Origin of the sequence: Kiloniella spongiae, from assembly GCF_001026905.1 — a bacterium.
Classification (GTDB): Bacteria; Pseudomonadota; Alphaproteobacteria; order Kiloniellales; family Kiloniellaceae; genus Kiloniella; species Kiloniella spongiae.
In genome coordinates, this window is record NZ_LAQL01000003.1 from 32,292 (window position 1) to 52,134 (window position 19,843).

Here is a 19,843-nt window from a genome sequence, read left to right on the forward strand (position 1 = left end):
ATAGTTATCGAACCAGGTGAATTAAACTTCACTTGGTTCGATAAGATCTTTTATTGGCTTAATCAATGACGTGCGGGGTATGATCCGCACTATAATTTGATGTAAAGAAGCTTTGTGAACTAATTCATTTGATAAATACTTGTGTCCAAATTCAATCATCATTCCTTGTAATGTTTTCCCAAAAAAGTTAACTTTATATAGTATGAATTTGGGCGCTGAGCGCGGCAGGCTGATGAGCAGCAGGCAACCGCGGCGCTTTGCCCCGATTGGAATACGGTCTTTATCTTCTGTGTGGAGTGAAGCATCTAAAAGGGGCGAAAGCGGAGAACCCTTTGATGAAGACCATAATTGAACCCTTTCGTATTAAATCTGTTGAACCCATTCGCATGACCACGCCCGAAGAACGGCGTGATTTATTGAAACAGGCTGAATACAATCTCTTTAAACTGCATTCTGATGATGTGTTGATCGACCTGTTAACCGACAGCGGAACATCGGCCATGTCATCACAACAGTGGTCCGCGTTAATGGCGGGGGACGAATGTTATGCAGGCTCGCCATCATTCTATCGCTTTGAGGCTGCTGTACGGGATCTGATGGATTTCAAACACATCATCCCAACCCATCAGGGACGTGCAGCTGAAGCTATCCTTTTCTCCATTTTGGGAGGCGAGGGGATGCACATTCCATCCAATACGCATTTTGATACCACCCGGGGAAATATCGAGAACAGTGGGGCCGAGGCCACTGACCTTGTGATCGACGAAGGCAAAGACCCGGCGGTGCTCCATCCCTTTAAGGGCAATATGGATCTGGACAAGCTGGAAAGCTATCTGGGCGAATATGGCGATAAGGTGCCGTGTGTCATGCTGACCATCACCAATAATGCCGGGGGAGGGCAACCGGTATCACTGGAAAATATCCGTGGCACTGCGGCATTGGCCAAACGCTTTGGCAAACCCTTTATCATTGATGGCTGCCGCTTTGCCGAAAATGCCTGGTTTATTCAGCAGCGCGAGGCAGGACAGAGTGATCGGACAATCAAGGAAATTGTCCGCGACTGTTTTGCTCTGGCGGATGGGATGACCATGTCAGCGAAAAAGGATGCCTTTGCCAATATCGGTGGCTGGCTTGCGCTTAACGATGATGAACTGGCCGAGAAATGTCGTGCGCGTCTGATCATGACAGAAGGTTTTCCCACCTATGGTGGTCTTGCCGGGCGGGATCTGGACGCGATCGCACAGGGGCTGACAGAGATCGTTGATGAAAATTATCTGCGATATCGCATTCGTACCAACGAATATATCGGTGAACGATTGGACGCGTTGGGTGTACCTGTGGTGAAGCCAGCCGGAGGACATGCGGTCTTTATTGATGCCCGGCGCTGGTTGTCGCATATAGCGCCGCTACAATACCCCGGACAGGCGGTGGCCTGTGCGCTGTATGAGCAAGGAGGTATTAGAGGGTGTGAAATCGGTACCGTGATGTTTGGGCGTTCACCTGATGGTTCGGAAAAACCCGCAGCCATGGATCTGGTGCGTCTGGCGATACCACGACGGGTTTATACGCAATCCCACGCGGATTATATGGTAGAGGTTTTTGAAGAACTCTCGGCCATAAAAGATACCTTGCCCGGGTATCGTATCACCAAAGAGCCAAAAATGCTGCGCCACTTTACAGCAAGTTTTGAGCCTCTGTCTTGATTAGAGGGTAGTATTAGTTCTTTTCAGAACAGGCTTCTGTTTGGCAGAGATAATACTCGTTATCTCTGCCGGACTACAGACTAGCTTATGATAACGAAGGTATCACTGTGTTTGGGGCTTCAACTGCGGCTGCCAACAATAGCTAGACAATATTCCATTTTTTCTTTAGCACAATTTGGACCTGTTGCATCCGCAGGAAGAATGTGCCTTCTTCGGCACCTTCGTTTTCCAGCCATTTGACCAAGGGATGCAGACTTTTGGAAGCAAGCATCATACTGGCACAGGTTTTGATTTCGGGCTCAAATCTTTTCTGGTTCAGGCGACTGATCATTTCGCGGAAATTTTCGAACATTTCTTCGATTTTCTGGATGTTGCCAATTTTCTTCTGAGCTTCAAAGATAATCTGTTTTGCCATGTGAATAGGCTGACGCCCCAGCTCTGCCGCGATCAGTGGGCGTGCTTCGAGCATGGCGTCGCGAGTTCTGGCTGATCCGATGCAGATGTCCTGTAATGCTTTGTAGGTTAGCATGCTTTGTTCCCCACCCACTGCATGAGCAGACAAGGCGATAAGATCGAACTCCAGCTCTGCGGTATCGTTGACGATCTGATCGATTTGCAGAACGACCTGGCTATGATCATTGCCATACTTGGTCGCGTTCTGGATTTCTTTGACCGAATGCAGGAAACGCCCCTTGTTGAGGGTATAAAGTTGCCGGATTAATTCAAATCCAGCACTTTGTGGCAGGAAGTATTCATTGATTTCCGAGTGGAGTTTTAATTTGTCGCGCAACTCCTGAATAAGAAGTTCTTCGCCGGTAAATTCTTTGGGGATAAATTCTTTGGGGGTAAATTCATCTGGTGCGTCAGGTGTACCAGATTTTTTTGCGGCTATAGCTTGTTCAACAGAAATCCCCCAATCCAGAAGCTTCGTGACCTGCTCATCAATATAGATCACATTGTCTTCGAAGAAAGAGTCAGGGTTCTTGCCAACACCGATAACATCGCGGGTGAGAGGTTCATAGATTGTCGTCTGGATTTTCTTGTTCCGTAAACGGACGGTGACAAGCTTGGTCATCAGATCCCGAATACCCGACGCGTAGATGGTGGCGTAGATGCATAAGGGGTGAACGGCAAACTCGCGACGGCCTTTTCTAAAGCCGGGATGGGCAGAAACTTCTCCCCTTATGAGCGATAGATTGTCGGCGATTTTGCTACAGATGTGATTGACCAGCAAATACTCTGCACGCAGGTATTCATAGTTGTCGTATTCCGCCGGCTCATCCTTTTGATAAAGCTCTGGAATAATCTTTTGTGATATGGATTGTGCCAGTTCAACGCGCCCCGGATGCACAGTGGATTTTAGGCTGTTTAAAAAGTCCAGCAGATCAGCGATGGATCGGCGAGCGGAAGCGGGATCAATGGTATTCTTAACGGTTACGCGCAGGTCTTCGATAACCGCAGCAACAACCTCACTGACTTCGGTTTTATCAGAATTACTATTAAGCCGCGCAAAGCGTTGTAGGGATGGCAAAGAAGCAGCCATTAAATTATCCATATTCAAGAAACCTGCGTAAAGATATCACCTGAATGATGAAATAAAGTTAATGGATTGTCTTTTCTAGCTTTATTTTAATTTTTTGTTTCGAATTTATCAAAAATTTTCGAAATATTTGATGTTAATTCGTTGCGTTAACCAGCTGTTTGTAAATTTTCGGCAGGGCCTGAGAGAGCCGGGCGGCATTACCGACGATGTGATAAGCACCGCGTCCGAAGATAGTGGGGAAATAATCTTTGGCTTCTTGATCGATTGTGACGCCAAAGACCGTGATACCTTTGCGACGGCACTCTTGTACTGCTTTTCGTGCGTCTTCAATACCATAACGGCCTTCGTAATAATCAACGTCGTTGGGTTTCCCGTCGGTCAGGATCAGCAAGAGTTTCTGTTTGTTGGGCCGTACGTCCAGCTCTTCGGCCATGACTCTGATAGCGGCACCAATACGGGTATAATAACCGGGTTTGAGTGCGCCAATGCGTTGCATAACCTTATCATTAAGCGGTTCTTCAAAACCCTTTACCCGATCAATTCGAACATAATGGCGTTTGCGAGAGGTAAAGGTGTGGATGGATAAATCATCACCTGCTGCATCCAGACCATTGGCCAGAATGGCGAGAGACTCTTTCTCTACATCAATCACGCGGCGATCATCCAGCCAACTGTCTGTTGAGAGAGAAACGTCCATCAGGATAGAAACCGCAATATCACGATCAATCTTGCGCGTGTTGAGATATATCCGGTCCGAACAGATCCCGCTTGCCTTTAAGTCGCCTTGTGCCCTAACCAAAGCTTCAATATCGAGGTCATTGCCTTCAGGTTGTGCCCGTAAAAGTTTGCGATCATTTTTGAAGGCTTCAAACTGCCGTCGGACCAGACGAATACGTTTGCCAACTTCTTTCCCCAGTTCCCATCCCGTATCTTCATCAGAGGCTTCCCGCATGGTAATGGCGCAGTAGTTTGGTAAGAAGGTATTTTTGCGATAGTGCCATTCGTGAACGGTTCGTTTTGCTTCTATTCGGCTTTCATCCAATTCGTTTGCCGGTAAGTCCAGATCCATTTTGATCTGGGTGGCAACCTTTTCTTTGGGATTGCTCAGGGTGATACGGTCAATATCATCGGCAGTTTCCAGGGCGTCTTCTTCTTCGTCTTCTTTGATATTCCTGTCTAAATTGATAACGTCAGACACGGCCATAAGTTTGTCGTAAACACTGACAAAAAAGCCATCTCCTTTTTTTGTCTGGTCCAGTTCCTGGCGCTCTGCGCGACGTTTTTTTTTATCCCGGGATTGTTTGTTCGCACCGCCGCCGCTTTCTGTTTCAGAAGAGCTATTTGTACTGGCTGTCGGGATGATTTCACCCCAGAGGGGAACGGGCAGGAAAGGTTGATAATTTTGCCTGGCTTGTTCAAAGTCGCTGAGGTCCAGATTAGTTAAGGATGGACATTGGATAATGGCAAGGTACAGCTTTGCGCGTTCAGAAAAAGTGTCGATCAGTTCTTGCGTATCCTGGGATAGTAAATAAAGGATGACATCTTCAAGGTCTCGTTCCTGATCGGGCAGATAATCCCGTTTGGGACGCAATTCCAGTAAATTTTCGCAAAGCGATCCATAGACTTTCTGTAAGCCCGGTAGTTCGCCCAAAAGAAACTGGGAAACCTGATGCGTCTGACGAATAAAAAGAATATCGGCTAATAAGGGATTAGCCACATCAATAGGTTTTTCATTTTGATGCTGAGAAAAGAAAGCGGCCAGCCAGAGATAAAGATCTCGATTGAGTGATTTTTGCGGAAAAAGACAAATCTGATCCGGCAACATCATGGTACGACCATCGAGGGTCGGGCGGGCAAGCTTTTCGATGTCTATGCCCAACTTCTGGCGAAATGAAAGGCGGTGGTTTGATTTTTCATTGCCACTGGCGGCAATCTCAATGGCGTTTTCCCCGCCCAAAGCACGAAAGAAGACGCTGAGTAGAACCTTAACGTCATCAAGGACAATAGCTTGATCGGTAAAAGCAGGATAGCTTTCGGTGTTGGAGATAAGCTTGTGCCATTGTCTGCCGACAAACTCTTCTACCTCTATCAATTCCATTATGCCCATGGTGTGACTTTCTGCTTTTACTCTGTATTTATCTTTTAAAACCTGGGGGAGAAACCTGCTATCCGAAACTAACCCGAACGACTTCTTCCAGTCCCTGTTTCACGTCATATTCGTCTGTTAAAGGCTCAATCATGGCGTGACGAATGGCTTCGTCATAACTCAACCCGGCCTGTATAAGTGTTGCGCAATAAACCAGAAGACGGGTTGAAACGCCTTCTTCCAAATCCTGACCTTTCATATCGCGTAACTTGCGGGCCAATCTGACAAGTCCCATGGTTCGATCCTGATCAAGGCCACTTTCCGTGGACACAATGCGTGTTTCGGTCTGGGCATCGGGAAAATCAAACTCGGCTGCAATAAAGCGTTGTCGCGTACTAGGTTTGAGGTTTTTCATCATATTCTGGTAACCGGGGTTGTAGGAAACAACCAGCATGAAATCGTCCGGGGCTTCCAATAGTTCGCCTGTCCGTTCCAATGGTAAAATTCGCCGATCATCAGTTAAGGGGTGGAGGACGACGGCGACGTCTTTGCGTGCTTCGACCACTTCATCCAGATAACAGATGCCGCCTTCGCGGACAGCCTTGGTCAAAGGACCATCTGTCCAAACCGTATCTCCACCCTTGAGAAGATACCGCCCCGTAAGGTCAGAGGCAGAAAGATCGTCATGGCAGGAAACGGTGTGAAGTGGCACGCCGATTTGATGAGCCATGTGACTGACAAAACGCGTCTTGCCACACCCTGTTGGTCCTTTGAGCAATAAGGGAAGTTTGTTTTTGAATGCCTGTTCGAAAAGAAGGCATTCATTTGCTGTTGGTTCGTAATAAGGTTGTGACTGTGCCATAACAAACACCTGTTTTAATAAATGAAATAACGAATAATTTGTCTATTTTAAATGAAGGTTGATCGGGGCTCGTTTTTCCGAGCCCCGATACTTCGTCGATACTTCATAGATACTTGGGCCTGTACTGCTATTCAGCAGGCTGTTGAGCCGCTGCATTCACGCGCTGTGTTTCTTTTCTTGGAACAAGAAGAGCATAGACGATAATAAATGCACCAATAACGACGACCAGACCTGAACCAAGACGCAGTTGATAGAAGAACATCATCTGATCCTGTACATCCATATAGGCCTCGCCCAGAAACCGCTGAACGTGGGATTGGATGACCCCGGCAAAAGTCAGGGTAAAGGTCATGAAGGCAACCCCGGAAGAACAAATCCAGAAACCCCACATGTTAAGCGTCTGATTATATGGTTCGCGTCCCAGAAGTTTAGGCAAGGCATAGGTGATGATCGCCAGATTGACCATGACATAGGCACCATAGAAGGCAAGGTGACCATGGGCCGCTGTAATCTGTGTTCCGTGGCTGTAGTAATTTACGTTGGCGAGGGTATGGAGAAAACCCCAGACGCCGGCGCCAAAGAAAGCAAACACGGAACAACCAAGTGCCCAGAGGATAGCAGCGTGGTTCGGGTGTTTTCTGCCACCTTTCCAGACCATGTAGAAGGTAAAGAGAACCATGGCGAAGAAGGGCGCAACTTCAAGTGTTGAGAAGACAGAACCAATCCACTGCCAGTAACCGGGTGTTCCGATCCAGTAATAGTGGTGACCTGTTCCAAGCAACCCGGTGAACAGTGCCAGACTCACAATCAGATAAAGCCATTTTTCAACAATCTCACGGTCCACGCCTGTCATCTTGATCATCAAGAAGGCAAGGATAGATGCCATGATCAACTCCCAAACGCCTTCTACCCATAGGTGGACTACGAACCACCAGAACACCTTATCGAGAACGAGGTTGACTGGATTGTAGAAAGCAAAGAGGAAGAGCAGGGCAACCATCCACAGACCTATGATAAGGACCATGGAAACGGCTGTCTTTCTGCCTTTGAGGACTGTCATGCTGAGATTGAAGAGGAAGATCAGCATCACGCCGACAATGGCGATTTTGATCCATAATGGTTGTTCGAGAAATTCACGTCCGCCATGAACCCCGAAGATATACCCAACGATCGCTGCTGCACCACCGCCAAGAAACAGCCAGAACTGCAGCTTTGCAAGGAAAGGGCTGTAGATCTCGGTTTCAGCTTCTTCGGGAACCAGATAATAAGCAGCCCCCATAAAACCCATCAGCAGCCAAACAATAAGGCTGTTGGTGTGAATCATACGAATAATGTTAAAGGGAAGTGTTTCCGCCAAAAGATTTGGCCACACATAAACGGCCCCGGCCAAGGCCCCGAAGGTTACCTGGGAAAGGAATAAGACAAGTGCTCCGACAAAATAGTAGAGCGCGACTTTTTGAGTTTGATATTTCATGTGATCGTTTCCTTGGCTCATCCTTCATCGTTTGGTGGCCAATCCTGGGTATCGATCCCGTTGGTCCACTTGAAGAATTCGACAAGAGCATCCAATTCCTCTTCATTAAGGTCGAAATTCGGCATCTGGCGACGGCCTTCGATACCTGTTGGCTGCGATTTCATCCATTCCTTGATGTAATCGGCTGCGCCTTCTGCATCTTCTTCACCCCCGCGACGCGCCCAGACGTTCCCAAGCTCTGGCGCAAAGTAAGCGCCTTCGCCAAGAAGGGTGTGACAGTTAATACAGGAATGCCGTTCCCATACTTCTTTACCAAGGGCAACTTGCTCGTTGATTTCTTCCGCATTTGATGTTTCAGGATCAGTTGCGTAGTAAACAGAATCAATGACGAGACCAATAAAGATCACGGCAAAGAAGATAGTCCCTCCGTAGAAGATGTTCCGGGCGGCGCTGATTGATAAGCGCTCATTCATAATGGATCTCCCAACTTGCTAGACGGATGCGAAAGACCACGACTGAATGCCATCAGTCTCTCCACCTGTCCTTATAGATACATACAGGCGACATCTTTAGATTTGACGATGGTCAAGTCGGCAAGCTGATCGGGCGATATTAATATGATTTTTTGATTGCGGAATTCTAATGTCAAAAATGTAAGAGATTTGGGTGTGTTCAAAGGTTATTCAATAGTGCGACAAAATGTTCCAATTTTGTTTTATTGTTTTAAAAACAGTATCTTAAGTTACTCTTTCTCTGCAAAAATTAAGGGTTTTTAGTCTTCTTGCTCAAAGTCAAATCACTGATAGGAAATTTGAATTAATCCTTAAGCGTGAGTTGATATTAGGACGGCTCGCGATCAGAGGCCTATCCCTTCCTGTAAACCCAAGGGGTCACAAGAGTTCCGACAGAGATTGGGACCTTATCTAGGAGCAAGATTATGGAAAACAACAACGACAAAACAATGGATCGTCGCAGCTTCTTGCGAGGAACAACACTGGCATCAGGGGCAGCCTTGGGTGCAATTACACTCGCAGGTAATGCTGGCGCAGCAGGTACAACGGCCCCGACAGTTTTAGGGGATGACCAGATTGCCAGCGCGGAAGTAAAAGTCGCCCCGTCTTTGAGCGAAGCAGAAATTGCAAAGTTGCCACGCGTTAAACAGGAAATGGTGGCACCACCTTTTGCACCGAAACATGATCTGATCGCGAAAGGTGGTCCGAAGGTTGTCGAAGTCACTCTTACTATTGAAGAAATGCCGTGGCAGATTGACGATGAGGCTGAAACCATTGCCCTGACTTTCCACGGAAGTGTTCCTGGCCCATTGATTGTGGTTCATGAAGGTGATTATGTAGAAGTCACATTGGAAAACCCGGAAACCAACGCGATGGAACACAACGTTGATTTCCATGCATCAACAGGTGCTTTGGGGGGCGGCGGACTGACGCATGTCTTGCCGGGTGAAACAGCTGTTATGCGTTGGAAAGCAACGAAACCAGGTGCTTTCGTTTATCACTGCGCGCCAGGTGGATCTATGATTCCCTACCATGTGATCAAAGGTATGAATGGTGCTGTTGTTGTTCTGCCGCGTGATGGTTTGACCGATGGTCGTGGTAAAGCGATTACATACGACAAAATGTACTACATCGGGGAACAGGATTTTTACGTACCAAAAGACGAAAACGGTGAGTATATGAAATTCACCGAAGCTGGAGAAGATTTCTCTGAAGTTATGGAGCTTGCTCGTGGCTTGATCCCGACACACGAAGTCTTCAACGGTAAGGTTGGGGCCTTGACAGGTGATGGTGCCATGAAGGCCAAAGTCGGGGAAAAAGTTCTCTTTATCCATTCCCAAGCAAACAGAGACTGCCGTCCGCACCTTATTGGTGGACATTGGAACTATTCCTGGGAAGCTGGATCTTTTGATGATATCGCGGGACGGGGACATGAAACAGCTATTATTCGTGGCGGATCAGCCGGGGTCTTTCATTACGAATTCCTGCAACCGGGCGTCTATGCTTATGTGAATCATAATCTGATCGAAGCAACTGAACTTGGTGCTGTCGGACATATGGTTGTTGAGGGCGAGTGGGATGACGATCTCATGAAGGAGATTAAGAAAGGTGGCACGAGTTAAAGAAGAAAGAGTGAGGTAAGAGAGGTAGTTTGGTTCTGGCTTGTCCGGACTGATCGGGAGATTGGATGATGAACAGTCGATATATCGTTCTAGGCTTATTTTTTGGACTTGCTGTTGCAAGCGGTGCTCTTTTGTTTGGCAAGGTTACCGAACAAAAGGGTAAGCTGGATGTGGTAATGGCTGAAACCCCGAAATTTCATCCGAGATTGGTCAGGATAGAACTGGAGCCAAACGCCACCTCAAGTTATACAGATCGCAAGACGATTTTTGTGACCTATTCAGAAGTGACAATCGGGCATTGGCAAGCCTGTTACGATGATGGAGGGTGTAGTTATCAGCCCAAAATGCGGGAGAATGAAACACCTCAGCATCCTGTAACAAAAGTCAGTTATTTCGACACGGAAGAATTTATCCGCTGGATTTCTCTCAAAACGGGTCAAACATTTCGGCTACCGTTGGAATCAGAATGGAATTATTTTTCTCGCGATGTAATTAGCCCGTCAGAAAAACTTTTTGATGATCCCCGACTGGCTTGGGCGGCAGATTACGTAACCTTTAGCAATCGTCCAAAATCAAGCAAGACCAAAATTGTTGGTGGATATGGTACAAATCAATATGGCTTGGTTGACCTGAAGGGAAATGTCTGGGAATGGACGCAAACCTGTTGGAGTACAGATTATAGCGACCTGACAACCTCAAAAGAACGTAGCGAAGCCTGTGGTGGTGTTCGTATTATGCAGGGGGAACATAGATCTTATCAGTCAGAGTTGATCCGGGATCCCAAAATTGGCGGGTGTTCAGTTGGGTCCCCGCCAAACAATGTGGGCTTTCGCCTTGTATTGGAACAGGCGGCGTAACTGGATTAATAGCTGTGATGAAAGTTTATCCTGAATTATGTCACTCTTTTTCAAGAAGCAAAACCTGATAATCATCAACCTGATCACTGTGGCTATCACAGTTAGTATGACAAGCATTATTGCTTACTTTTGTGCCTGAAATACATCGCCATCCGCGCTCAGACAGAACGTCTCTGAATTTATCCGGAAAACGATTTATCTCTACCCCGAAGCAATCCGCATCAAGTGATGTATCCATGAAACGTAATACTTCCAGAAAATCATCGGGGTACCTAAAAGCCCGCACGTTGATGGTGATGATATCGCCCGTGAAGCTAAAAATAGCTTTTGCCGTGTTCGTTGTCTTTTCTTTTTTAATCGATGTTTGGTCGCGATAGATGTGAAAAAGCCAACCGTCGGCGTTTTCTTTGCGATCAATGATACATCCCAACTGGGTCAGTTTCAGGCGTAAGGGGATAGGATCGAAGTTTGATTGCAGCATGACCTGGCTTTCTTTTTGGGAGGCAAAGAGAGCATCGATGACGACATCTACAGGAATACGGCCTTCTGCAATTATTTCTTCAACTCTTAAATAGTGACAATTTGCACTATCATCGTCGGAAGTTTGTTTGTTATCCATAACAGATCTGTCCTGTATAAATCTTGATGTTAAGCTGACATCAAAAGCTTATTGTCATCAAAAACATAACCAAACCCTGCGCAATAGAGGCGTAATTTTTCCGGGTCTGTGATGATGACTTCCTGTCCTTCGCAAACGATCCCGGCATCTTCGAGGCGGCGTAAAACCCGTGAAAAACTGGCGGGATCAATGCCGATGTTACTGGCCATGGTTTGTTTGCAACGGGGAAGGTTGCCCGACCCTTTCCATTTATTACTTTCGTAAAGGGAAAGTAATTTCGATGCGACCCGTTGGCAGGGAGAGAGGCTTTTTAATATTTTGATTTCACTGATTAAAAATTGCTGTCGCTTGATAAGGGCGCTCAACAGATGAAGAGACGCTTCTGGATCGCTTGAGATTTTTTTCTCAAAGGTGGTTTTAGAAACTTTAACAATGCGCGATTTTGGCATTGCGGTGCCGTTAATGGGAAACTCGCCAAGACCAAGCATGGCTGCTTCGGCAAAACTCTCGCCTGGTTCAACAATACGCACAAGGCTCTGAGCACCATCGGCGGTTAAAATGGTCAGATGGACTTCGCCGGACAAGAGAATATAAAAACCGTCTGCCTCATCCCCTGACATGAAAAGATCAGTCTGGTTTTCGTAGAAGGTTCCAGATGTGTTTTCAAAAAGCCCCTGTAAAAGATAAGAGGGGAGTTGAGAGAAAATCGCGACATTGCTCAGGGTATGAAGCTCTTTATCCCCGATTTTAAAATGTTTCATGTTATGAGCCTCTACCTTGTGCTTTAGGCAAATGAATAGCCGCAATAATCCGCAAGCTCTTCGATGTCGGTTATAACGACTTTATTACCCGGTTGCGTATTTACACCGATTTTTTTCAGTTTGGCAAAGGTACGGGACAAGGTTTCTGGCGACATTCCAAGCTTGTCCGCGATGATACGTTTGTCGTAAGGCAGAGTAATGATGTCGCCACCTTCATCCTTGCCTGAAAGTTCTATCAAAAACATGCTCAGACGTTCCGCTGTCGATCGCATTTTAAGATCGGCGATTTGGGTCATAAGCGAATGCATGTTGAGGGAAATACTGCCCATCATACGAAAAAGAAGGGCGGGATCTTCTAGTAAAATTCGCCTGAGGACATCACCGGGAATAACCCGTGTTTCGACGTCATCTAGCGCAACGCAAGTAAAGTTGTTCAGGGCCGAGGTGGTAATTGATTCCTCGCCAAAGGCGCTGCCTGGACCCAGAACATCAATAGTAGATTTTTTATCGCCACAGGTGGAATTCAATAATAGACGAACATAACCGTCTTCGAGAACATAAAAATTTTCGGCTTTTTCGCCGAACTTGAGAATGGTTGCCCCAGCTTGAAAAGTTTCTATACGACTAAGCGGTAAGAGAACTTTTTTTTTTCTGCGGTCAGCTCAAGAAAAGGAGAATGAAAATGGTTCTCCCTGGATGTATGCGTATGTTGCGGCATGCCGATTGCTCTCCTTCTCCGGGTATATTCTGGCACCGGACATAGTTTGGGTACAGGGCATAACTGGGCACTGATTTCGAAAGAGGATAACCTATTTTATGAAGTGCAAACTTGATTTGGATCAAGCGAGTGTAGAAAGCGATGGCAAAAGGGCAGGGAATTTCTGTTGAATGGGGGTTACTGCTGAATAGTTGCTAATTTGATCGCTAGAGCAATGAAAACAAGACCTGCCGTTTTATTCATTATAGTCTGCGCCTTGGATGATCGTTGTAAATATCCACCAATTGAGCCGGCAAGCAAAGCAATACCGCCAAAAATCAGAATAGTAGAAAGAATAAAAAAACCGCCAAGCAGGATCATCTGTAATGACATGCTACCGCGTGTTGGGGCGGCAAATTGAGGTAAAAAAGAAAGGAAGAAAATTGATACCTTAGGGTTTGTTACATTCATAATAATGCCCCGTCGGTATAGTTTGAAATACCCGATTTTCTGAGCGCGATTTATGTCCTGATCTCCGTTTGGGTTCTCGTCCCCGACAGAAATGTCTTCGGCTTTCGCCCGTAATGCGCCCCATGCAAGATAGAGTAGATAAAGGGCGCCTATGATTTTCAGAACATTGAAAGCAGTTGGTGATGCCTGAAAAATAGCTGCGACACCCATGGCGACGGCGGTAGTGTGAACCAAAACCCCGGTACAAAGACCAAGAACAACAAGAATACCAGCCATTTTTCCATTAAGAGCAGACTGAGTAAGAACAAAAATATTATCTGGTCCCGGAGTGAGCGCGAGCAGAATACAGAGCGGAAAGAAAAGTGCGAGGACTTCAAAAGTTAGCACGAATAAAACTCCGTCGTTTATCAGAACGTTGATATTCCAACGCTTGTTCTTGTGCAACGAAATGGCATTTGTTTATGGAAAATCACGGCGTTCTATAAATATTGTTAGCCCCATAAACATAGTCAGGCTGCATCAAATACAGTTGGGAAGGGTTCCTTAGGTATTTTTCAACAGTGTTAAGAACTGGTTCGGCAACAGCACTTTTCACCTGAAATACCTCTGGTATGATATAACTCTGATGCAAAAATCAGGAGCTATAATCTGTATCTGACACGAGTAGATTGTTCTTATTTTCTAACAATCTGCCCTAAAAAGCGACTAAGCTTTACAGCCTTTGTTGTGGGCAAAATCTATAGAGACACCGTGATCTTCTTATCTTCTTTTGTAGTTGATTTTACTTTTCAAACAATAAAATGCTAAAAATTGTTCACTAAGCGAACATTGATATGTTTACTGTCTTCAACTTCAATGAATCAGAAATGAAGATCTTTTCTTAATGGATCGAGATTTAAACCAACCAGCCGAATACAAACCAGCCCCGCACAAACCAGTAAGGGCTCTATCGCGAGGACTTGGACTCTTACAGGTTTTAAATCGTGAGGGACCGTTGTCTGTTCAACAGCTTTCCAAGTTGAGTGGGATAAACAGAACAACCGTTTATCGATTGCTGGAAACATTGGAACGCGATGGCTTTGTTCAATCCGGTGCTTTGTCATCATCGCTATGGCATTTGACCATAGGTGTGAAATCCCTCAGCGAGGGTTACGATCATAGAGACTGGGTAACACAGCTTGGGGCACCTGTGCTGGGTAAGTTGCTTAAAAAAGTTATCTGGCCAACTGATCTGGCTGCGTTTGATGGCAGGGGGATGCTTATACGCGAGACAACACATAAATTCAGTCCTCTCTCAAATCATAGATCTATGGTGGGAGTCAGGTGGCCCGTTCTTTCATCATCTCTGGGGCGAGCATTTTTTTGCTATTCGGATGAAAAAACTAGGGCGTCAATTCTGCGTGTTTTACAGGCTTCTGATGATCCGGCAGACCGTATTGCACGGGATCAGACACATGTTGATAATCTGGTGCGTATCACCAAAAAACGCGGTTATGCACAGAGCATTGATGAGACCGCGCAGGGGATTTCATCCATAGCTCGACCTGTATTTTACCGGGGGCAGGTTGTGGCATCAATTAACATGGTGTTCTTTTCCTCTGCGCTGTCCCCCAGAGTTGCCGCAGATAAACATCTGCCTGATATCAATCAGGCTGTTGCAGAGCTTGAGGGAAACCTGTTGAGCAGCAGCAATGTCTTTAGACAACAGCTTGAAGCCAAAGCTTATTAAAGCAGGATCGTAAGTTTTTGTTTGCTGTTACTCACTTGATTGTGACAGGCTATTGGGTAATTAAGGCCTGATCTTTGTGATCTGTCTTGATAGTGTTAAGATCAAGAACCTGCATAAATATAATTCCAAATTCACGGTCGTACTGGCTTCGTTACAGGTTCAGTACATTACCAAAGCTAAGCCTGAACACTCGTTTGGAAGTCCATTTCTGAAGATAATCTTATGGTTAAATAAATCTGGTCAACAAATCTGGCCAAAAACTGGGAGAAAGTTCTATGTGTGATGCCTGTGTTATCGAAGCCGTCAAAGAAAAGATGTTATCCCGTCGTGATCTGTTTCGGAAAACTGCGGCCACTGCGGCTGCCGGAGTTGTTGGTGGCGCGGTTGCTTCTATAGGTTCTCCGACGCCTGTTCTGGCGGCCGGGGCAAGTAAAGTAGAAGACATGACACATGAGCTACATGAAGATTTTCCGACCTATTTTGGCGCTCAAGGCTTCTTCACAGAACAGAAATTTAACTATGCTGAGCACAAATTCAATCTGTTGGAATTGAAAGTCAATGAGCATACAGGCACACACTTGGATGCGCCGCTTCATTTTTCTGAAAATGGTCAATCCGTTGCTGAAATCCCGGTGGAAAATCTGGTCGTACCTTTGTGTGTTATTGATATTAAGGAAAAAGCTGCTGGCAATGCTGATGCACAGGTAACACCCGATGATATCAAGGCGTGGGTTTCCAAAAATGGCCCTATTCCTGATCGTGCCTGTGTGGCGATGAATTCCGGCTGGGATAAATTTACGGATAGTGACAAGTTTCGTAATGTTGGCAGTGATGAGAAAATGCACTTCCCCGGCTTCCATGTCGAAGCAACACAAATGCTTTTGGAAACAAATGCGGTCGGTTTGGCTTCGGATAGTCTGTCGCTGGATTATGGGCAATCTGCTGATTTCGCCTCTCATTATGCCTGGTTACCGACCAATCGTTGGGGCATTGAGTGTCTTGCCAACCTCGACAAGGTTCCGGCCAAGGGGGCGACGCTGGTTGTTGGGGCGCCGAAACACCGCGGCGGTACCGGCGGACCATCTCGCATTTTTGCAATGTTCTAGTTTCTATCCATTGAAATCTTTTGTTTGATCGGGGATGTTGGCTTCTTCTAAAAATAGAGAGGGCTGCATTCCTGATTTTTTTGAGTGTTTGGATGCTAAAACCTTTGCTGAGTAGTCGGTTTTGGAACGCCTGTTCTTAAAAGTAGGTGCTGGTAAATTTATGCAGATTATTATTTTGCCTGAAATATACGGGCGGACGTCTTTTATTACGAAACTTGAGGCAATTTTTCTCCAACAAGATATTTCTGTAAAAACACTTGATCCCTATGAAGGAAAGCAACCTGTATTTAGGGATGAACAGCATGCCTATGACCACTTTATGAGCGACTGCGGACATGATGGGTATCTGACGCTATTACAAAGAACTCTTGAACAGACAGAGGGGCCGTTGTTTTTTCTCGGGTTCAGTGTCGGGGCCTCAACAGCGTGGCGGGCATTGGGTGATCTGGATATTGCTAATAGAGTTCAGTGTTTTGTTGGCTTTTATCCCAACCAGATAAGGCATCATCTTGCTCTTAATCCAGAATGTCCGACGATGTTAATTTTTCCGAAAGAAGAGAGGCATTTTTCCGTTGGGGATGCTATGGCTGTACTGCGCCAGAAAGACTTTCTCACTTGCTATCAAAGCGTAGCGCTGCATGGATTTTTGAACCCTAGTTCAAGCAATTTTGTAGCGGATTTGTCAGACGATTTTTTGCATGTTTTTCAAAGCACTTGTTGTGATGACTGGAACAGTGATAATCGGAGCAGCGATGATTGGGAAAGCAAATTAGAAACATACTTGTCAAAACACTTTCAGTAATTTTCAGTTCTCTAAGCCCCTTATGCATAATTTTCTTGTAGGTAGTTATCTTCCTGTCTTTTGGAGCAATTGAAACCAAATTTACGGAAAATTTATAAATCTGGCCTCCCCAACCGGGGGGTATTTTATCTTGCTTCAGTTATCTGTTAGAAAATGGGGATGACATTTTTCCGCCATGATCTCTTTGTAGGGATAGGACCTTTATATGTCGTGGGATTGAATTATTGCTTGGGGGATATCCCGGTTTGAAAGTTACATCACTTTTATCTGGACTAATATCGGGTGCACTTGTTTGCAATGGGGCACCTTTGCTTGCGCAGGACGCTGATCCATCAACAGATTCTGAGGCGACCTTTCAGGAACAATTGACAGGCCGGGTCGCAAAGAAAAAAGAAGATCAGTATATTTCACTGGTTATCGAAAATGATTCCCTTGGTACGGCTGGAACCGATAAAAACTATACCAGTGGTGTACGTTTGGGGTATCTGGACGTAAATGCTGATTTGCCAGATATCGCCTATACCCTTGATCGTGTTATCCCTACTTTTGGCATTAATGAGACATCAAGCGTGTTCTATTCCTTAGGGCAAAACATCTATACGCCACGTGATATCCAACAGCGGGAACAGGACCCAAATGACCGTCCTTGGGCAGCGCATCTTTACGGGTCGATTGGCCTGGTAACTGTTACAGATAATCATCTCGATGAAATCGAAGCTTCTCTTGGTGTTGTTGGCCCGGCTGCATTGGGGGAACAGGCCCAGAAATTTGTTCATACCCATGTTACGGCTAGCAGCCCGACACCGCACGGTTGGTCAAATCAACTCAATCATGAGCCTGCGATTTCTCTGGGTTGGCAAAGACGCTTTCCTGATTACTGGTCTGTTGATGTGGCAGGTTTGAGCCTTGGGGCTTCTCCATACTATGGTGCAACGCTGGGTAATGTTCATACCTTTGCTGATGTCGGGATCAACTTTAGACTGACGCCAGAACAGGACGTTTGGCAGGATGGCCCTCTGCGTGTCAAGCCGGGCCTTCCGGGTACAGGGTATTTTGATACGCCTGATGATGGTTGGAGCTGGTATCTCTTTGGCGGCGTGGAAGGGCGTGCTGTTGCACGGAATATCTTTCTGGATGGTAATACTTTCAGCGACTCACATTCCGTGGATAAACATCACTTTGTTGCCGATATCAACGGAGGGTTGGCCCTGACCTATGATCGCTACCGTATGAGCTATACCATGGTTTACCGCACAAAAGAGTTCGAAGGGCAGGACGACCCGGCTGTCTTTGGTGCGGTTAGTCTTGGAATGCGGTTTTAAGACTGGTCGTAGCTACTGGGATGTGATTATGCTACGGGCTGTTTTAGATTTATTCCGCCATTTCAGGAGCATGATATGTCCACTGTTCTCCCACCCGAAAATTTGGAAAGTAACCCCCGGGTAAAAGCTGTCTTTGATGATATCAGGGCGACGCGACAGACGGGTTTTATTAATAATATCTGGCGATATCTTGCCTTTGATGACGATCTTCTGGAACGCACATGGGCAGAGGTGAAAGCCGTGATGGCAACACCTTCCGATTTAGATCCTCTTACTAAAGAAATGCTTTATCTCGCGGTTTCCATTGTCAATAACTGTAACTATTGTGTACATTCCCACACGGCAGGGGCAAAAGCCAAAGGCATGACCCCGGCACAGCATGCAGAGGTACTCAAGATTGTGGCGCTGGCATCAAAAACAAATCAGCTGGCTACGGCCCTGCAATTACCAACCGATCCTGAATTTTTGATGGAAGAGTAATCATATTTCTTGGTTGTCGTTTGAGGAATTACTGAGCTTGTTTTATTGACCGTATCGTTAATCAAGCTATTGAAAAATAATACTTAGACCTTATCTGGAACAAATTCTTTTTGAATAACAAACACGGAAATTAATGATGGCCTATGCAATAGTCGCGCGTGGAAAAGGCGGGAGTGATGTTCTGGAACAGGTTGAGCTAGAGAAACCAACGCCAGCCGCCGGAGAAGTTCTGGTGCGTCATACGGCGATCGGGGTGAACTTTATCGATACCTATTTCCGCACGGGACTTTATCCGTGGCCTGTCGAAAAAGATCTGGTTTTGGGGAGTGAAGCGGCGGGTGTTGTTGAAGCTATGGGCGATGGAGTATCGGGGTTTGAAGTTGGCGAACGTGTCGCCTATACCATTCCCAATGGAGCCTATGTTTCTCATCGTGCGATAGAAGCCAAACATCTGGTGAAACTGCCGGACGAGATTTCTGATGAAATCGCTGCGGCATCAATGCTCAAGGGATTGACTGCACATTACCTTTTACATCGCAGTTTCGCGGCGCAGGCCGGGCAGAAAGTTTTGTTCCATGCTGCCGCTGGCGGGGTTGGTCTTATAGCCGGGCAGTGGTTGGCGGCAAAAGGTGTTACGGCAATTGGAACTGCTGGTGGGTCACAAAAATGCGCCTTGGCAGCGGCCCATGGCTATTGCCAGATGATTGACTACAAATCGGAAGATTTTGTGGAGCGGATCAAGGAAATAACCGAAGGACAAGGTGTTGATGCGGTTTATGACAGCATCGGTAAAGATACCTATCCCGGTTCTTTATACTGTTTGAAAAACTTTGGTTCATTGGTCAGCTTTGGGCAGTCGTCCGGTCCCGCGCTTGATTTCAAAATGTCTGATTTGGCCACAGGGTCGTATTCTGTCACACGTCCGGTCTTGTTTCATTTCACTGCTGAGCTGGGGTATCTGCAATCGGCAGCGGATGCTTTGTTTGATATGATTATTTCCGGCGAGATAAAGGTAAATATCAACCAAAAATTTAACCTTGCTGATGTGGCTGAAGCCCATAACCGACTGGAAAGTCGCCAAACAACAGGATCAACTATTTTACTGCCCTAAGCAGCAATGAATCATGCGTAATACTGTCGGTATTTTGATCTTTTAAAGCTCAATTAAGCTTATGTTGTTATCATAGAAAGAGTGCG

The 19,843-nt window shown here is 46.1% G+C and carries 18 protein-coding genes; 9 read left to right on the forward strand and 9 right to left on the reverse strand.

Annotated elements, in window-relative coordinates:
• The first annotated feature begins 335 nt into the window (after positions 1-335).
• Complete coding sequence (locus WH96_RS04020; protein ID WP_047762880.1) at positions 336-1,703, forward strand: tryptophanase; 1,368 nt, start codon at positions 336-338, stop codon at positions 1,701-1,703.
• A gap of 142 nt (positions 1,704-1,845) precedes the next feature.
• Here the strand turns inward: WH96_RS04020 and WH96_RS04025 are convergent, their stop codons facing one another.
• The 5 genes from WH96_RS04025 to WH96_RS04045 all read right to left on the reverse strand — a co-directional run bounded on the left by WH96_RS04025 (position 1,846) and on the right by WH96_RS04045 (position 8,141).
• Positions 1,846-3,258 (reverse strand): hypothetical protein, encoded by a 1,413-nt coding sequence (locus WH96_RS04025; RefSeq protein WP_047762881.1) that lies wholly within the window; start codon positions 3,256-3,258, stop codon positions 1,846-1,848.
• Between the two features lie 121 nt (positions 3,259-3,379).
• Positions 3,380-5,353, reverse strand: a complete 1,974-nt coding sequence (locus tag WH96_RS04030) for a nitric oxide reductase activation protein NorD (protein WP_053005658.1) — start codon at positions 5,351-5,353, stop codon at positions 3,380-3,382.
• A 58-nt stretch (positions 5,354-5,411) separates the two neighbouring features.
• Positions 5,412-6,194, reverse strand: a complete 783-nt coding sequence (locus WH96_RS04035; protein ID WP_047762882.1) for a CbbQ/NirQ/NorQ/GpvN family protein — start codon at positions 6,192-6,194, stop codon at positions 5,412-5,414.
• A gap of 127 nt (positions 6,195-6,321) precedes the next feature.
• Positions 6,322-7,668, reverse strand: a complete 1,347-nt coding sequence (locus tag WH96_RS04040) for a cbb3-type cytochrome c oxidase subunit I (protein ID WP_047762883.1) — start codon at positions 7,666-7,668, stop codon at positions 6,322-6,324.
• A gap of 17 nt (positions 7,669-7,685) precedes the next feature.
• On the reverse strand, positions 7,686-8,141 hold the full coding sequence (locus tag WH96_RS04045; protein WP_047762884.1) for a c-type cytochrome: 456 nt from the start codon (positions 8,139-8,141) through the stop codon (positions 7,686-7,688).
• A gap of 464 nt (positions 8,142-8,605) precedes the next feature.
• On the opposite strand from WH96_RS04045, the gene nirK reads away from it, so the two are divergent.
• Together nirK and WH96_RS21070 are read left to right on the forward strand one after the other, a co-directional pair.
• Positions 8,606-9,802 (forward strand): copper-containing nitrite reductase, encoded by a 1,197-nt coding sequence (gene nirK, locus WH96_RS04050; protein WP_047762885.1) that lies wholly within the window; start codon positions 8,606-8,608, stop codon positions 9,800-9,802.
• Positions 9,803-9,867: 65 nt separating this feature from the next.
• Positions 9,868-10,659 (forward strand): formylglycine-generating enzyme family protein, encoded by a 792-nt coding sequence (locus WH96_RS21070; RefSeq protein ID WP_053005659.1) that lies wholly within the window; start codon positions 9,868-9,870, stop codon positions 10,657-10,659.
• 40 nt (positions 10,660-10,699) lie between these two features.
• On the opposite strand, the gene WH96_RS04060 is transcribed toward WH96_RS21070, so the two are convergent.
• The 4 genes from WH96_RS04060 to WH96_RS04075 all read right to left on the reverse strand — a co-directional run bounded on the left by WH96_RS04060 (position 10,700) and on the right by WH96_RS04075 (position 13,594).
• Positions 10,700-11,278 (reverse strand): hypothetical protein, encoded by a 579-nt coding sequence (locus WH96_RS04060; RefSeq protein WP_047762886.1) that lies wholly within the window; start codon positions 11,276-11,278, stop codon positions 10,700-10,702.
• A gap of 29 nt (positions 11,279-11,307) precedes the next feature.
• A complete protein-coding gene (locus WH96_RS04065) occupies positions 11,308-12,039 on the reverse strand; it encodes a Crp/Fnr family transcriptional regulator (protein WP_053005660.1) in 732 nt (243 codons plus the stop codon).
• A gap of 23 nt (positions 12,040-12,062) precedes the next feature.
• Positions 12,063-12,659 (reverse strand): Crp/Fnr family transcriptional regulator, encoded by a 597-nt coding sequence (locus WH96_RS04070; protein WP_281175836.1) that lies wholly within the window; start codon positions 12,657-12,659, stop codon positions 12,063-12,065.
• Between the two features lie 275 nt (positions 12,660-12,934).
• Positions 12,935-13,594, reverse strand: a complete 660-nt coding sequence (locus WH96_RS04075) for a LysE family translocator (protein WP_047762887.1) — start codon at positions 13,592-13,594, stop codon at positions 12,935-12,937.
• Between the two features lie 496 nt (positions 13,595-14,090).
• Between WH96_RS04075 and WH96_RS04080 the strand changes: the two genes are divergently transcribed.
• The 6 genes from WH96_RS04080 to WH96_RS04110 all read left to right on the forward strand — a co-directional run bounded on the left by WH96_RS04080 (position 14,091) and on the right by WH96_RS04110 (position 19,757).
• On the forward strand, positions 14,091-14,936 hold the full coding sequence (locus tag WH96_RS04080; protein ID WP_047762888.1) for a helix-turn-helix domain-containing protein: 846 nt from the start codon (positions 14,091-14,093) through the stop codon (positions 14,934-14,936).
• A 275-nt stretch (positions 14,937-15,211) separates the two neighbouring features.
• Positions 15,212-16,042 carry a cyclase family protein gene (locus WH96_RS04090; protein ID WP_047762890.1) on the forward strand — a complete coding sequence of 277 codons (831 nt, stop codon included), beginning with the start codon at positions 15,212-15,214 and terminating at the stop codon, positions 16,040-16,042.
• Positions 16,043-16,163: 121 nt separating this feature from the next.
• The gene (locus WH96_RS21075) at positions 16,164-16,844 is read left to right on the forward strand and encodes a dienelactone hydrolase family protein (RefSeq protein ID WP_156176689.1); all 681 of its coding nucleotides are present in this window, start codon (positions 16,164-16,166) and stop codon (positions 16,842-16,844) included.
• Between the two features lie 245 nt (positions 16,845-17,089).
• Positions 17,090-18,166, forward strand: coding sequence for a lipid A deacylase LpxR family protein (locus WH96_RS04100; protein WP_162200114.1), 1,077 nt, complete (start codon positions 17,090-17,092; stop codon positions 18,164-18,166).
• 75 nt (positions 18,167-18,241) lie between these two features.
• Positions 18,242-18,646 carry a carboxymuconolactone decarboxylase family protein gene (locus WH96_RS04105; RefSeq protein ID WP_047762891.1) on the forward strand — a complete coding sequence of 135 codons (405 nt, stop codon included), beginning with the start codon at positions 18,242-18,244 and terminating at the stop codon, positions 18,644-18,646.
• 136 nt (positions 18,647-18,782) lie between these two features.
• The gene (locus tag WH96_RS04110) at positions 18,783-19,757 is read left to right on the forward strand and encodes a quinone oxidoreductase family protein (RefSeq protein WP_156176690.1); all 975 of its coding nucleotides are present in this window, start codon (positions 18,783-18,785) and stop codon (positions 19,755-19,757) included.
• The last annotated feature ends 86 nt before the right edge of the window (positions 19,758-19,843 follow it).